The organism is Nocardiopsis sp. NPDC057823 (assembly GCF_042797335.1).
Classification (GTDB): Bacteria; Actinomycetota; Actinomycetes; order Streptosporangiales; family Streptosporangiaceae; genus Nocardiopsis; species Nocardiopsis changdeensis.
In genome coordinates, this window is record NZ_JBHVLR010000005.1 from 398,177 (window position 1) to 412,853 (window position 14,677).

Genomic DNA, 14,677 nt, shown 5'->3' on the forward strand with positions numbered 1-14,677 from the left:
TGACTACAATGGTTTTGCCACTTCCTATTTCTGGTGCGACCGAATCACCGGTACTGAGTACCTGCTCTGGGTGTCCCCCTGGCCTGCGGGAACGCGGGATCCGCCGTTGTGTTACGGGCGCGTTGTCGTGTGATGTCGACGTCCGGGGTCGATGGGCGCGAACCGGTTGCGGATGGATCACGAATCCGGCATTGGGGCTATACAGACATTTCACTCGATGGTCTTCTGAACGACTAATCGCCTAAGTTCGGTGGGGACTGTGCGAACCACTCGATCCCCCACTGAAGGTTCGTATTAGTGATCAAGGGTGTGACTGATGCAGATTCGTAGGAAAATGCTGGGGGCCACGGCCATCGGCGTTTCGGCCGTGCTCGCGGTGAGCGCCTGTTCCCCACCTCAGGAGGAGGGCGGCGCCGCGGGTGAGAACTCGGTCACCTGGATCGTCAACCAGCCCGCGGGCGGCTGGAACCACAACGCCCCCGAGGGCGGCTCGGTCTACCTGATCCAGATGGTCCACGGGATCCTCCCGCCCACCGGTCTCTGGACCCCCGAGGGCGAGTGGGAGTGGAACACCGACCTCATCGTCAACACCCCCGAGCTGATCGAGGGCGACCAGCTCTCCTGGGAGTACCAGATCAACCCGGACGCGGTCTGGAGCGACGGCGAGCCGATCACCGCCGACGACTTCATCTGGACCTGGAAGATGAACAGCGGCGACGACGAGCTGTGCGCCGACGGCTGCAACTCCCGCGGCTCCACCCTCTCCTCCCTCATCGAGAGCGTCGAGGGCTCCGAGGACGGCAAGACCGTCACGGTGACCATGAAGGAGGGGACGCAGCACCCCGGTTGGTTCACCTTCGGCAGCGACGGGTTCTACCCGGCGCACATCGCCGAGGCCGAGGGCTTCGACCTCGACACCCCCGAGGGCATGCGGGAGTCGTCGGACTTCTTCAACGCCAACCCGGTCACCGTCTCGGGCGGCCCGTACATCTTCGAGGGCACCCCCGAGCTCGACGGCCGCGTCGTCAAGGTGGTCAACGAGGAGTACTACGGCGAGACCCCCGAGATCGACGAGATCATCCTCGAGGTCAACACCGAGGAGGGCAGCTGGGTCCCGGCGCTGACCAACGGCGAGGTCCAGGGCGGCTCCCCGGCCACCTGGTCCGACGACGTCATCACCCAGCTCGAGAGCGCTGAGAACGTCGAGTTCGAGATCGCGTCCGGCGGCAGCTGGGAGCACCTCGACCTCAACCTCGCCAGCGAGCCCCTGGACGACCTGGCCCTGCGCCAGGCGATCTTCACCGCGGTCGACGTCGCGAACATCGCCACCCGTACCTACGGCGAGAAGTTCCCGGACATCGAGCCGCGCACCAACCACGTCTTCTCCACTTCCAGCGAGTTCCACGAGGACGTCATCACCCCGACCGGCCAGGGCGCCGGCGACGCCGAGGCCGCGCTGGAGATCCTGGAGGAGGCCGGCTACGAGCTGAACGGCGAGACGCTGGAGCAGGACGGCGAGGCCGTGCGCCCGCTGCGTCTGCGCTACACCGCCGGCCACGTGGCCCGTGAGGTCATCGCCGAGCTGATCCAGGCCGACCTCGCCGAGATCGGCGTCACCGCCGAGATCGAGACCACCGACGACCTGGGCGGCACCCTCGCCGAGGGCGACTTCGACCTCATGCTCTACGGCTGGAGCACCACGCCGGAGTTCTACAGCTCCCCGCACCAGTACTGGTTCAGCGAGAGCGGCAGCAACTACGGCAAGTACGAGAACGAAGAGGTCGACGAGCTGGTCGAGAACGCGATGGACTCCGCCACCCCGGAGGAGTCCGCCGGGTTCGCCAACGAGGCCGCCGCCATCGTCGCCGAAGAGGCCTACGTGCTCCCGCTGGTGGACACCCCGGCCTACTTCTTCTACGACACCCAGTTCCTCGGGAACGTGACCGACAACCACAGCCAGTCGCGTCGGGCCATGTGGAACCAGCACGAGTGGACCGCGGTCGAGTAACGCTTTCTGACGGATCACTCCGCTCCGCCTAGTGCTCCGGGAGGAGCACCCCGCCCCCGCGGCGGCCCGGGCCCGCGCCCGGAGCCGCAGGGGCGGGGCAGGGGCCCTTCCGGTCGGCGCAACCGGCCGGAAGGGCCCCCTTCCCGGGCCGGGAGCGTTCATCGAAGGACCTTCCCATGCTCGTATACACCGCGCGTCGCCTCGCCGTGGCGATCCCAGTGCTCCTGGCGGCGTCGGTCCTGGTCTTCCTCATGGTGGACCTGAGCGGCGACCCGCTCGCGGATCTGCGCATGCAGCAACCTCCCCCCTCGGAACAGGTCATCGCCGACGCGGAGGCCCGCTACTACCTGGACCGGTCGATCCCGGAGCGGTACTGGCTCTGGATGACGGGGATCGGCGGCAACGGGGACATCGGCCTGCTCCAGGGGCAGTTCGGCCCCTCCGTCCGTGGTGTGGCGTTCGACATCGGCACCGAGCTGTCGGCGAGCATCGCCGTCACCCTGCGCCTCGTGACCGCCGCCGTGATCGCGGCCCTGGGCCTGGCCATCCTCTCCGGCGTGGTCAGCGCCATGCGCCAGTACTCCAAGCTCGACTACACCCTCACCTTCATCGGCTTCCTCGCCCTGGCCATGCCGACCTTCTGGCTGGGCGCGCTGATCAAGGAGGGCGGCCTGTGGTTCAACCAGACCACCGGCAGCAGCTTCTTCTTCACCATCGGGGCCAACTCGGCCCGGGTGAGCAACATGACCAACTGGGAGTACTTCCTCGACTCCGCGGGCCACCTCGTACTCCCCACCATCACCCTGATGCTCACCAGCTTCGCGTCGTGGAGCCGCTACCAGCGCACGTCGATGCTGGAGGTGCTCAACAGCGACTACGTCCGGCTGGCCCGGGCCAAGGGTGTGCCCAACCGTGTGGTGGTGCGCCGCCACGCCCTGCGCACCGCGCTCATCCCCCTGGTCACCGTGGCCACCATCGGCATCGTCGGCATCATCGAAGGTGTCGTCATCACCGAGACGATCTTCCAGTGGCGCGGACTCGGCTACTTCTTCATCGAGGCGGTCAAGGCACAGGACGCGTTCGCGGTCATGTCCTGGCTCATGTTGAGCGGCACGCTCGTGGTGGTCGCCAACCTCGTCGCCGACATCCTGTACGGCGTTCTCGACCCGAGGATCCGCTATGAGTGAAATGCAGAGCAGCGTCGCGATGAACGACGGCGGTCCGGGCACGCCGGCGAAGGCGCCGGCCAAGGGCGGGGACCGCACCCAGATCCAGCTCGTCTGGCGGAGGTTCCGGCGGCACCGCGCCGCCATGATCAGCCTGGTGCTCCTGGGGCTGATCGTCGCCTTCGCCTTCCTCGGGCCCCTGGTCTGGCCGTGGGGCTACACCGTGAACCCGGACATCCCCAGCAACGCGGGGCCGAGCCTGGAGCACCCCTTCGGCACCACCAAGCAGGGCACCGACGTGTTCGCGCAGACCATGCGCGGGGCCCAGCAGTCCCTCAAGGTCGCCCTGACCGTCGCGGTCGTCTCCACCGTCGTGGGCGCGACCTGGGGCGCCGTCGCGGGGTACTACCGCGGACGCACCGACGCGATCATGATGAGGATCGCCGACATCTTCCTCATCATCCCGCTCATCGTCGCGGTCGCCTCCATCAACGGCGCGGTCCGCGGCGGCACCACCTGGTACGCGGTGGCGCTCATCATGTGCCTGTTCTCGTGGGCGACCGTCGCCCGCGTGGTCCGCGGCGTGGTGCTCTCCCTGCGCGAGCAGGAGTTCATCGAGGCGGCGCGCGCGGCCGGGGCCCGGGCCTCCCGGATCATCTTCCGCCACCTGCTGCCCAACGCCGCGGGGCCGATCATCGTCGCCGCCACGCTGCTCATCGCGGTCGCGGTGCTGACGGAGGCGGGCCTGTCCTTCATCGGGTTCGGCATCCAGCCGCCCGACATCTCGCTCGGGAAGATGGTGGAGGGCGCGCGCACCGCCGCCTTCACCCGGCCCTGGCTGTTCTACCCGCCCGGCGTGCTGATCGTCCTCATCTGCCTGACGATCAACTTCATCGGTGACGGGCTGCGGGACGCCCTCGACCCACGACAGACGATGGTGCGGCGATGACCACGACGGACAACATCAACGACGGCGCCACCGCGACCGTCGACACGGACATCGTCCTGGACGTCCAGGACCTCAACGTCACCTTCTCCTCCGAGGACGGCCCCCTGCGGGCCGTGCGCGGGGTGTCCTACCGGGTGCGCCGGGGCGAGGCCCTGGGCATCGTCGGCGAGTCCGGCTCGGGCAAGTCGGTGACCTCCATGGCGATCATGGGCCTGCTGCCCAAGACCGCCGAGGTGTCCGGCTCGGCCCGGGTGCTCGGACAGGAGGTCATCGGCCTCAACGACGCCCAGATCAGCAAGGTGCGCGGAGAGAAGATCGCCATGATCTTCCAGGACCCGCTGACCTCGCTGAACCCGGTGTACACCATCGGGTACCAGATCGCCGAGGCGGTGCTCACCCATCGCAAGGTCACCAAGCAGCAGGCCAGGGAGCGTGCGGTCGAGCTGCTCGACAAGGTGGGCATCCCCCACCCGGAGCGGCGCGTCGACCAGTACCCCCACGAGCTCTCCGGCGGTATGCGCCAGCGCGTCGTCATCGCCATCGCGATGGCCAACGACCCGGACGTGATCATCGCCGACGAGCCCACCACCGCCCTGGACGTGACGGTCCAGGCACAGGTGCTGGAGGCCCTGGAGGCGGCGCGCAGGGAGACCGGCGCGGCCCTGGTGCTCATCACCCACGACCTCGGCGTGGTCGCCGGGCACGTGGACCGGGTGGCCGTGATGTACGCGGGCCGCCTGGTGGAGACCGGGACCGTCGAGGACGTCTTCTACCGGCCCCGGATGCCCTACGCGCTGGGGCTGCTGGGGTCGCTGCCGCGGATGGACGAGGCGCGCAGCGAGAAGCTCACGCCCATCCTGGGGACGCCGCCCTCGCTGCTCGACCTGCCGCAGGGCTGCGGGTTCGCCCCGCGCTGCCCGATGGCCCAGGACATCTGCCACGCGCAGGAGCCGGCCCTGGAGGCGGCCGTGGACGGGGACGACCCCGACCCGTTCCGCCGCCACGCCGCCGCCTGCCACTTCAGCGAACAGCTGGTGGACGCCCGGCCCGAGGACCTGTTCCGGGCCACCGCCCTGGACGCGGAGGCCCCCGCGGAACTCGTCGAGGCCGAGGGCGCCGAAGCCGCCGGGACCGCCGGACCGGAGGAGCGGCCGGAGGCGGTGTCGTCCGAGGTGCTGCTGTCCGCGGTCGACCTGGTCAAGAACTTCCCGATCCGCTCCAAGGGCATCCTGCGGCGCAGGATCGGCGAGGTCCAGGCGGTCTCGGGGATCTCCCTCGAACTGCGCGAGCACGAGACCCTCGCGCTCGTCGGCGAGTCAGGCTGCGGCAAGTCCACCACGGCGCGCCTGCTGCTCCAGCTCATCCGGCAGACGTCGGGCGAGGTCACCTACATGGGGCAGCCCCTGCACTCGCTCAGCGAAGCCCAGATGAGGCCGCTGCGGCGAGACCTGCAGCTGGTGTTCCAGGACCCGTTCGCGTCCCTGGACCCGCGCATGACGGTCTCGGACATCATCGCCGAGCCCATGCAGATCCACGGCCGGGGCAAGGGCGCCAAGCAGCGGGTCAGGGAGCTGCTGGAACTGGTCGGGCTCAACCCCGAGCACGGCTCCCGCTACCCGCACGAGTTCTCCGGCGGCCAGCGGCAGCGCATCGGCATCGCCCGCGCGCTGTCGCTCAACCCGAAGGTGCTCATCCTGGACGAGCCCGTGTCGGCGCTGGACGTGTCGATCCAGGCCGGGGTGATCAACCTGCTGGAGGACCTCCAGGACGAGCTGGGCCTGTCGTACCTGTTCGTGTCGCACGACCTGTCGGTGGTCCGGCACATCTCCGACCGGGTGGCCGTGATGTACCTCGGCAAGATCGTGGAGACGGGGACGACGGAGCAGCTGTTCGACGCGCCGGCGCACCCGTACACCCAGGCGCTCATCTCGGCGATCCCGCTGCCGGACCCGGTCAAGGAGCGGACCCGCGAGCGGATCGTGGTCACGGGCGACGTGCCCAGCCCGGCCGACCCGCCCTCGGGGTGCCGGTTCCGGACGCGCTGCCCGAAGTTCGCCAACGAGCTGACCGACGAGCAGCGCAACCTGTGCGTCGAGGAGCCGCCCGGCCTGCTGGACCGGGGCACCGGGCACCGGGACGCCTGCCACTACTCACAGGTGGTGGAGCTGATCTGATCCCGCGCCACCGTTCCCGGGGCTGTTCGGGCCGGGAACGGCGGAGGCGGGGTCCGCGGCGGTGCCGGGGGCGACCCCCGGCACCGCCGTGCCGCGTTCGGGCAGGTATTCCTCTTCTGTCCACATGTGGACCGCTCTGGTGGGTAATCGAGAGCGTTGTCCGCTCCGGCCTGCGGCGGTACGGAAAAGGGGATTGTGCTCCCGGCGTGTGCGCGTGGCGACCCGCGGTGAGATTCGGCTAGGTTCGTGGTCTTCCGTCCGAGCCTTTGGAGATCCATGAGAGCCCCGACCCCCCTGGCCGGCCCCCGCCCCCGGTGGGCCGCAGCCGCGGCGGCCGCCCTGCTGCCGCTCGGCCTCCTCGCCGCCCCCGCACACGCCGAGCCGGTCGCGGAGACCGTGACCGACCTGCGAGCCGACCTCGACGAGATCCTGGCGGACCCCTCCGTCACCGACGCCGGAGTGGTCGTCCTCGACCCGGCGACGGGCGAGGAGCTGTACTCCCGCGACGCGGACACGCCCTACGTGCCCGCCTCCAACATGAAGCTGTTCACGGCCGCCGCCGCCCTGGAGGTCCTGGGGCCGGACCGCACCTTCGACACCGAGGTCGTCGTCCCCGCCGGGTACGGCCGGCCGCGCACGGTCGAGGACGTGTACCTGGTCGGCGGCGGCGACCCCACCCTGTCGGCCGCCGACATCGACGCGCTGGCCGCCGACGTGGCCGCCTCCGGGGTCAGGGTCGTCAAGGGGGACGTGGTCGCCGACGACACCTGGTTCGACGACGAGCGCCTGGTGGACGACTGGTGGCCCGAGGACGAGCCCTACGCCTACTCGGCGCAGATCTCCGCGCTCACCGTCGCCCACGGGGACCGGTTCGACACCGGCGTCACCGAGGTCACCGTCACCGCCGCCGCCCAGGGCGAGGCGCCCGCGGTGGACCTGGGCGCCGCCGAGGGCTACATGGAGCTGGACAACCGGGCCGTCACCGGCGCGCCCGGCAGCGGCAACACCCTGGTCGTGGACCGGCCGGTGGGCACCAACACCATCGTGGTGACCGGGTCGATCCCGCAGGGCGGCTCCCCGGTCGCCGTGCTGCGCACGGTGGACGAGCCCGCCGGGCTGGCCGGGCACCTGTTCGAGCAGGCGCTGGAGGAGCACGGCGTCAGGGTGCGCGGCGGGGTCGGGCAGGGCGAGGTCCCCGCCGACCTGGACACGCGCGTGGTCGCCGACCACACCTCCGCTGAGCTGTCCGAGATCCTGGTGCCGTTCATGAAGTTCAGCAACAACGGCCACGCCGAGATGCTGATCAAGGCCATCGGCCGCGAGACCGCGGGCGAGGGCACGTGGGAGGCCGGCCGGGCCGGTGTCGCCGAGGCCGTGGCCGGTCTGGGCGTGGACACCGAGGGCGTCGTGTTCCACGACGGCTCCGGGCTCTCGCGTACCGACCGGCTGACCGCGACCGCGGTCACGGAGCTGCTGACCGCCGCGCGCGGGGCCGACTGGTACCCCGTGTGGGAGGCGTCGCTGCCGGTCGCCGGGATCGCCGACCCCTTCGTCGGGGGCACGCTGCGCAACCGCATGGCGGGCACCGCGGCCCAGGGCGTGGTGAGCGCCAAGACCGGCACCATGAGCGGGGTCAGCGGCCTGTCCGGGTACGTGCCCGGCGCCGACGGCGGCGACGGCCTGGTCTTCTCCATCCTCAACAACGGGCACACCGGGCCGGCGCCCGTCGCCGTGCAGGACGCGATCGCGGTCCGGCTGGCCGAGCACCTGGGCCACGGGCCGGCGCTGCGGACGCAGGGCGCCCGGGTCCCGGAGGACGCGCCGGGCGCGGAGACCGGTGAGCTGGAGTGCTCCTGGGAGCTGACCTGCTGATCCGCCACCGATAGCGGGACGGGCCGGGGTTCGTGGGGAGCCCCGGCCCGTCGCGTGCCCGGCGTTGTCCACAGGTCCGGGACCGCCGGTGTCGCCCGCGCCCCGGACCTGGCACCCTGAGATCGGGAAAGGGCCGAAGGAGCCGTGACGGGCCTTCGCGCCGCAGCCCTCCCACCGACCGCCGCCGGAAAGCGAGCCCCCGTCCGTGAACCTCGCCATGGTCTACGTGGGGGAGGGGATCCTCCAGATCTTCTCCCTGATCTTCTTCGTCCTGCTGCTCCTCGGAGTGGGCCTGCTGGCCAGCAGGATGATGGGGGTGCCCTTCAGCCTGCCCCGGCTGCTGCTGGCCGGGCTGGTCGGCCTGATCCTGGGGTCGGCCGTGGGGGCGCTGCTGTACTACGGCTCCCTGGAGCGGCTGTCGGCGGAGGCGCCCATCATCTCGCCCGGCCCGGAGTACGTCATGGTCACCATGGCCATGTCCGCCGTCGTGGCGATGCTCGCCTTCGTCGGGCTGGAGCTCGCCATCCCGCGCGGCACCCGGCCGCGCCCGCTGCAAACGGTCCTCGCGGTGGCCCACTGGTTCGGGCGGGTGCGCCGGTACCGGCAGATCACGTGGATCCTGGCCCGGCGCGGGCTGTGGGGCTACGTCACCGGCCGCCGCGAGGACGGCGAGGACACCTCCACCCAGCGGCGGCTGGCCCGGTCGCTGGCCCGCTCCATGGAGGAAGCCGGGGTGGTGTTCGTCAAGCTCGGGCAGGTGCTGGCCACCCGGCGCGACCTGCTGCCACCGGTGTTCGTCGAGGAACTGGGGCGGCTGCACAGCGAGGTCGCCCCCATCCCGGCGGAGCGGATCCGGGAGGTGGTCGAGCGCGGGCTGGGCCGCCCCGTGGACGAGGTGTTCGCCGAGTTCTCCGCCGAGCCGCTGGCCGCGGCGTCCATCGCCCAGGCGCACACCGCACGGCTCGTCGACGGCGAGGAGGTGGTGGTCAAGGTGCAGCGGCCGGGGATCGCCCCGGTGGTCCAGCGCGACCTCGACATCATCCGGCGGCTGGCCGCCCGCTTCGACGAGTACACCGACTGGGGGCCGGCCATCGGGGTGGTGGACCTGGCGGAGGGGTTCGCCGAGGCGCTGCTGGAAGAGCTGGACTTCGAGGTGGAGGCGACCAACATCGCCGCCGTCGCCGAGGCCGCGCCGGACTCGCGGGTCCGCATCCCGCGGGTGTACGACGACTACACCGGCACGCGGATCCTGGTGATGGAGCGGCTGCACGGCGTCTCCGTGGGCGCCGTCGACCCCGCCGACGTGGACGGGGAGGGGATCGCCCGCGCCCTGCTGGACTGCCTGCTGGAGCAGGTGATGATCAGCGGCATCTTCCACGCCGACCCGCACCCCGGCAACATCCTGCTGCTCGACGACGGCGGGGTGGGGCTGCTCGACTACGGGTCGGTGGGGCGGCTGGACGGCCAGACCCGGGAGGCGCTGCGGCTCATGCTGGTGGCGCTGGACCGGCGCGACGCCGTACTGCTCACCGACACCCTGCTGGACGTGGTCACCGACCCGGACGGGGTGGACGGGGAGCGGCTGCGCCGGGCGCTGGGGCAGTTCATGGCCCGCCACCTGCAGGGCGGGATGACGGCGAGCATGCGGATGTTCACCGAGCTGCTGCTCATCGTCACGCGGTTCGGCCTCACCCTCCCGGCGGAGCTGGCCGCGGTGTTCCGCGCCCTGGCCACCCTGGAGGGCACCCTGGTGCACCTGTCGCCGGGGTTCGACACCGTCGCCGAGGCCAAGCGCTTCGCCGGGGAGCGCATGTCGGAGCAGCTGCGCGGAGAGGCGCTGCGCGATCTGGCGGTGGACGAGATCGTCGCGCTGCTGCCCACGCTGCGGCGGCTGCCGCGCAGGCTGGACCGGATCACCGACCAGCTGCACAAGGGCCGGTTCACGATCCAGGTGCGGCCCTTCGCCCACCCCGAGGACCGGCGGCTGCTGAGCGGACTCGCCCGCCAGGCGATCCTCACCGTCCTGGCCGTGGCCACGGGCATGATGTCGGTGGGGCTGTTCAACGTCACCGACGGCCCCCACGTGGAGTGGGCGGACATGACCGTCCGTGCCCAGCTGCTCAACGGCGCGGCCTGGCTGCTCCTGGCCGTCGCCGCCCTCATCGTGCTGCGCCTCCTGGTCGGCGTCGCCCGCGACGCCGCCCGCCACCGGCCATGACCGCCCCGCCGGGGCCGGACGGTGCGTCCGGCCCCGGCGGGGCGCCGACCGGGCGTGGAGAGCACCCGAGCCGGAGGCGGTGGCCGATGACTCCGCGGGATGCCCGTCCGGGGTAGGTGCCACTCGGCGGGGCGCCGTCGTCGGGCCCGGGGAGTGTCCGTGCCGGAGGCGGTGGCCGGTGCCGCCCGCGGCGGGGCCGTCCTACGGCCGGCCGGTGCCGTCCGCGGCGGGGCCGTCCTACGGCCGGCCGGTGCCCCCGGGCGCCGGACACGGCCGACCGGGGACACGGTCAGGGCTACCAGGAGCGGCGGCCGAGGTGGGCGAGGAGGCGGGTCTGCTCGTCGGCGTCGGCCGGCGGGGTGAGCTCGGTGCCGCAGACGCCCTCGGAGCGCAGGGAGTCGCCGAAGAACTCGGTCGCCCGGCGGGCCCAGCGCACGTCGTCGGGGTCGATGGCCTCGTCCAGGCCGGTGGCGCGGGCCAGGTCCCAGCGGTGCACGATCAGGTCGAAGCCGATGAACCGGTCCACGGCCTGGGCGAACGTCGTGCGGCCGAAGAACCCGTCGAACTCGGCCCCCGCCCGCTCGGGGTCGGTCAGGTCGGCCAGGACGACGGCACGGGCGGCGTCCCAGGCGGCGGCCGGGTCGTCGGCGGCCTTGGGGATGTCCCCCAACTCACGGCCGACCAGGCCCAGGAACATGCCCTGGGTGTCCACGACGTGCCCCACCACGTCCCGGGCCGTCCAGCCCTCGCAGGGGGAGGGCGACGCCCAGCGCTCCTCGGGGACCTGTGCCACCAGGTCGGCGAAGGCGTCGGACAGGCGGCTGTAGCGTGCGGCGATCTCGTTCACGGCGTGCTCCTTCTCGTGTTCGCCTCCGAGCATGGCGCACCGGCCCCACCCCGGTCTTGAAGGAACGCGACACCGCGCCCGGGGAGTGTCCGCGCCCCCGGGCACACTGGTGGCATGGACGTGCGACCCGTGGCAGAGGACGCGCGCGGCATCATCGACCCGGACCGCGGGCTCACCCGGTTCCGGCTGGACCGCGCGGCCCCCGCGCCCGGGCTGGCCCGCTTCGTGGACCGCCACTGGACCGCGTCGTGGGAGCTGCGGGAGCCGTACACCCAGCGGGTGCTGGCCCACCCGGTGGTGAACCTCGTGTTCACCGCGGGCACCGCGGTCGTGCACGGGCCCACCACACGGATCGGCCGGCGGTACCTCGACGGCCGCGGCTGGGCGCTGGGTGTGATGTTCCGCCCCGCGGGCTTTCGCCCCTTCACCGACCGGCCCCTGAGCGACCTGGTCGACCTCTCCCTTCCGGCGGGGGAGATCCTGCCCGGGGCCGCGGAGCTGGAGCGGGAGGCCCGCCGCCTCGATCCCGCCGACCCCGCCTCGGCGGTCCCGCTGACGGCCCTGGTGGAGGAGTTCCTGGCCGGCCTGGCACCCGCCGGGCGGCACCCGGCCGAGGACACCCGCGACATCGCCGAGCGGGTGGCCGCCGACCCGTCGGTCACCTCGGTCGCGGAGCTGGCCGAGCGCGAGGGCCTGGGCGTGCGGCGGCTGCAGCGCCGGTTCTCCGACCACCTGGGCCTGTCGCCCAAGACGGTGATCCGCCGGTACCGCTTCTACGAGGCGGCCGAGCGCGCCCGGCTGGGGGAGCGGCCCGACTGGGGGCGGCTGGCCGCGGATCTGGGGTTCAGCGACCAGTCCCACCTGACCCGGGAGTTCACCTCGGTCATCGGGGTCCCGCCGGGCCGCTACTCCGAGGCGACACGAGCCGCGCGATGATCCGGTGCACCTCCTCGACCCCGGGCGGCGGGTCCTCCAGGCAGCCGCGCAGGAACAGCCCGTCGACGGCGGCGGCCGCGGCCGCCCGGTCGACCGGGTCGTCCAGGTAGGGGGCGAGGAACGCGTCCACGGCCCGGCTCCAGCGCTCGGCCTCCGGGCGCAGCACGGGGCGGCGCGCCGCCATCAGGAACAGCTCGCACTCGGCCCGCAGGTGCTCGCGGTCCGGTGCGGCGACGAGCTCGGCCAGCCCGCGCGGGGCCGTCCGCGGATCCCGCGCCAGCTCCTCCAGCGCGGCGACGTAGGAGTCGTTGACCCGGGTGAGGGCCGCCAGCAGCAGGTCGTCGACCGAGGCGTAGTGGTACATGACGGCGCTGGGCGGCACGCCCGCCTCCGCCGCCACCCGCCGCTGGCTGACCGCGGCCACGCCCTCGCGCCCGACGACCCTCAGCACGGCGTCGACGAGCAGCCGCCTGCGCCGCTCGCCCTTGAGCCGGCGCCCGTCGGTGGGCGGGGCCGCGCCCGCGCCCCCGCTCAATGGCGGCCGCCCATCTCCAGGGCCATCACCCCGCCGATGATGAGCGCGATGCCGCCGATCTGGACCCAGGTGAGCGACTCGGAGAAGAGCACGACCCCGATGACCGCCACCAGGGCGATCCCCACCGCGGCCCAGACCCCGTAGGCGACGCCCAGGTCCATGCCCCGGCTGAGCGCCCGGCTCAGCATGTAGAAGGCCCCGACGTAGCCGACCACCACCACGATCGAGGGGACAAGGCGGGTGAAGCCCTCGGAGAGCTTGAGGGACGTGGTCGCGATCACCTCCGAGACGATCGCTCCGGCCAACCACAGCCACGGCATCGGGCCTCCTGAAAACCTGAGCAAGTGCTCAGGATTCTAGGCGGCGGACCCCCGCGTGTACAGGGTGGTTTACGGGTGGCCCTAATCTCGTATCGGACGGCTTCGGTCCGGTACCCCCAGGGTGTATCGTCGTCGGTTCCGGCCCCTCATCCCCCTGTCGGATAACCGTCCCGTACCGATGTGTGGGATTTCAGAACCTTTTCCGCACATGCGCGTCTTAGGTGGCGTAGACACATGGCGTTCGAGGTGAAACATGGAGGTCCAGACGTGACGGGCAGGACCCACCCGTCGGCGTTCAGCCGATTCGGCATCGGTCTGGCGGTGCTCGCGCTCGCGGCGACCGCCTGTACTTCCGGTGGCGCCGAGACGCAGAGCAACAGCACCGACCCGGCCGCCGACGCGGAGCCCGCGACCCTCGCCATCGCCCCCGAGGACGGTGCCGAGACGGTCGCGCCCAACACCCCCATCACGGTGACCGCCGAGAACGGCACGATCTCCGAGGTCAAGGTCGACCAGGTGGTGCCGGACGAGGCCGCCGCCGAGGGCGGGGAGGAGGAAGACCCCTCCCTGTACGAGATGACCGGCACCCTCAACGGTGACGGCACCGAGTGGATCAGCGACTGGAACCTGCGCCCGGGCGCCACGGTCACGGTCACGGCCACCGCCGAGAACGAGGCCGGCGAGAGCACCGAGCTGGTCCAGGAGTTCACCACCGAGGCGGCCGTCCCCGGTCAGCGCCTGGAGCTGGACCCCTACGGCACCTACCCGGCGAACGGCCAGACCGTGGGCGTCGGCATGCCGATCGTCCTGGCCTTCGACCTGCCGGTCACCAACAAGGCCCAGGTCGAGAACTCCATCAGGATCACCTCCGAGCAGGGTGTCGCCGGGTCGTGGCGCTGGCTCGACGACAAGCGGGTCGCCTTCCGCCCCGAGGAGCACTGGGACCCGTACCAGCAGGTCTCCGTCGAGGCGCACCTGGCCGGGGTCGAGGCCTCCGAGGGCGTCTACGGCGTCCGCAACACCAAGATCGACTTCGAGATCGGCCGCGAGCTGATCGTCACCATGAACGTGCCCGACCACGAGGCCGTCGTGACGGTCGACGGCGAGCACGAGCGCACCATCCCGGTGAGCAACGGCAAGGCCAGCCGCAACTTCGACACCACCAGCAGCGGCATCCACGTGCTCATGGAGCGCTACGAGCACCTGACCATGGACTCCAGCACCGTGGGCATCCCCGAGGGCAGCCCGGGCTCCTACAAGGTCGACGTCCAGTACGCGGTGCGGACCTCCACCAGCGGCGAGTTCTTCCACGAGGCGTCCTACAACGGCAACATCGGCAGCGCGAACACCTCCAACGGGTGCACGAACATGCGGATGGACGACGCCAGGTGGTTCTTCGACAACACCCTCATGGGCGACGTCGTGGAGACCACCGGGACCGAGCGCATCAAGGAGTGGAACAACGGCTGGGGCTTCTGGCAGCTGAGCTGGGAGGAGTGGCAGTCCGAGAGCGTCACCGGCGAGCCGTACGTCACCGACGGCTCCATCCCGCCGGGTTCCGTCCACGGCGAGCAGTAGGCCCCGCGGACTCCACCGCTTCGAACGCCCGGGGGCGCCGGGGACCGCACGGTCCCCGGCGCCCCCGTCGGTGT

The 14,677-nt window shown here is 71.7% G+C and carries 11 protein-coding genes; 8 read left to right on the top strand and 3 right to left on the bottom strand.

Features of this window, described 5'->3' with window-relative positions:
* Positions 1-316: 316 nt before the first annotated feature.
* The 6 genes from ACFVNO_RS12380 to ACFVNO_RS12405 all read left to right on the top strand — a co-directional run bounded on the left by ACFVNO_RS12380 (position 317) and on the right by ACFVNO_RS12405 (position 10,387).
* Positions 317-2,008 carry an ABC transporter family substrate-binding protein gene (locus ACFVNO_RS12380; protein ID WP_355263495.1) on the top strand — a complete coding sequence of 564 codons (1,692 nt, stop codon included), beginning with the start codon at positions 317-319 and terminating at the stop codon, positions 2,006-2,008.
* A 176-nt stretch (positions 2,009-2,184) separates the two neighbouring features.
* On the top strand, positions 2,185-3,195 hold the full coding sequence (locus ACFVNO_RS12385) for an ABC transporter permease (protein WP_220563772.1): 1,011 nt from the start codon (positions 2,185-2,187) through the stop codon (positions 3,193-3,195).
* 19 nt (positions 3,196-3,214) lie between these two features.
* Complete coding sequence (locus tag ACFVNO_RS12390; protein WP_355263529.1) at positions 3,215-4,123, top strand: ABC transporter permease; 909 nt, start codon at positions 3,215-3,217, stop codon at positions 4,121-4,123.
* Positions 4,120-6,297, top strand: a complete 2,178-nt coding sequence (locus ACFVNO_RS12395; RefSeq protein ID WP_378891978.1) for a dipeptide ABC transporter ATP-binding protein — start codon at positions 4,120-4,122, stop codon at positions 6,295-6,297. Before ACFVNO_RS12390 ends, ACFVNO_RS12395 begins: the two co-directional genes overlap by 4 nt.
* Before the next feature lie 276 nt (positions 6,298-6,573).
* The gene (gene dacB, locus ACFVNO_RS12400; RefSeq protein ID WP_378891981.1) at positions 6,574-8,169 is read left to right on the top strand and encodes a D-alanyl-D-alanine carboxypeptidase/D-alanyl-D-alanine-endopeptidase; all 1,596 of its coding nucleotides are present in this window, start codon (positions 6,574-6,576) and stop codon (positions 8,167-8,169) included.
* 217 nt (positions 8,170-8,386) lie between these two features.
* Complete coding sequence (locus ACFVNO_RS12405) at positions 8,387-10,387, top strand: AarF/UbiB family protein (RefSeq protein ID WP_355263532.1); 2,001 nt, start codon at positions 8,387-8,389, stop codon at positions 10,385-10,387.
* A gap of 295 nt (positions 10,388-10,682) precedes the next feature.
* On the opposite strand, the gene ACFVNO_RS12410 is transcribed toward ACFVNO_RS12405, so the two are convergent.
* A complete protein-coding gene (locus tag ACFVNO_RS12410) occupies positions 10,683-11,234 on the bottom strand; it encodes a TIGR03086 family metal-binding protein (RefSeq protein ID WP_355267016.1) in 552 nt (183 codons plus the stop codon).
* Positions 11,235-11,348: 114 nt separating this feature from the next.
* Here ACFVNO_RS12410 and ACFVNO_RS12415 point away from each other — a divergent pair, with 114 nt between their 5' ends.
* On the top strand, positions 11,349-12,170 hold the full coding sequence (locus tag ACFVNO_RS12415) for a helix-turn-helix transcriptional regulator (RefSeq protein ID WP_355267019.1): 822 nt from the start codon (positions 11,349-11,351) through the stop codon (positions 12,168-12,170).
* Here ACFVNO_RS12415 and ACFVNO_RS12420 read toward each other — a convergent pair.
* Positions 12,118-12,705, bottom strand: a complete 588-nt coding sequence (locus ACFVNO_RS12420) for a TetR/AcrR family transcriptional regulator (RefSeq protein ID WP_378891986.1) — start codon at positions 12,703-12,705, stop codon at positions 12,118-12,120. The genes ACFVNO_RS12415 and ACFVNO_RS12420 overlap by 53 nt on opposite strands.
* The gene (locus tag ACFVNO_RS12425) at positions 12,702-13,025 is read right to left on the bottom strand and encodes a multidrug efflux SMR transporter (RefSeq protein ID WP_220563768.1); all 324 of its coding nucleotides are present in this window, start codon (positions 13,023-13,025) and stop codon (positions 12,702-12,704) included. The genes ACFVNO_RS12420 and ACFVNO_RS12425 overlap by 4 nt, the downstream gene beginning before the upstream one ends.
* 267 nt (positions 13,026-13,292) lie before the next feature.
* On the opposite strand from ACFVNO_RS12425, the gene ACFVNO_RS12430 reads away from it, so the two are divergent.
* Entirely contained in the window at positions 13,293-14,603 is a 1,311-nt protein-coding gene (locus ACFVNO_RS12430; protein WP_378891990.1) for an Ig-like domain-containing protein, read from the top strand.
* The last annotated feature ends 74 nt before the right edge of the window (positions 14,604-14,677 follow it).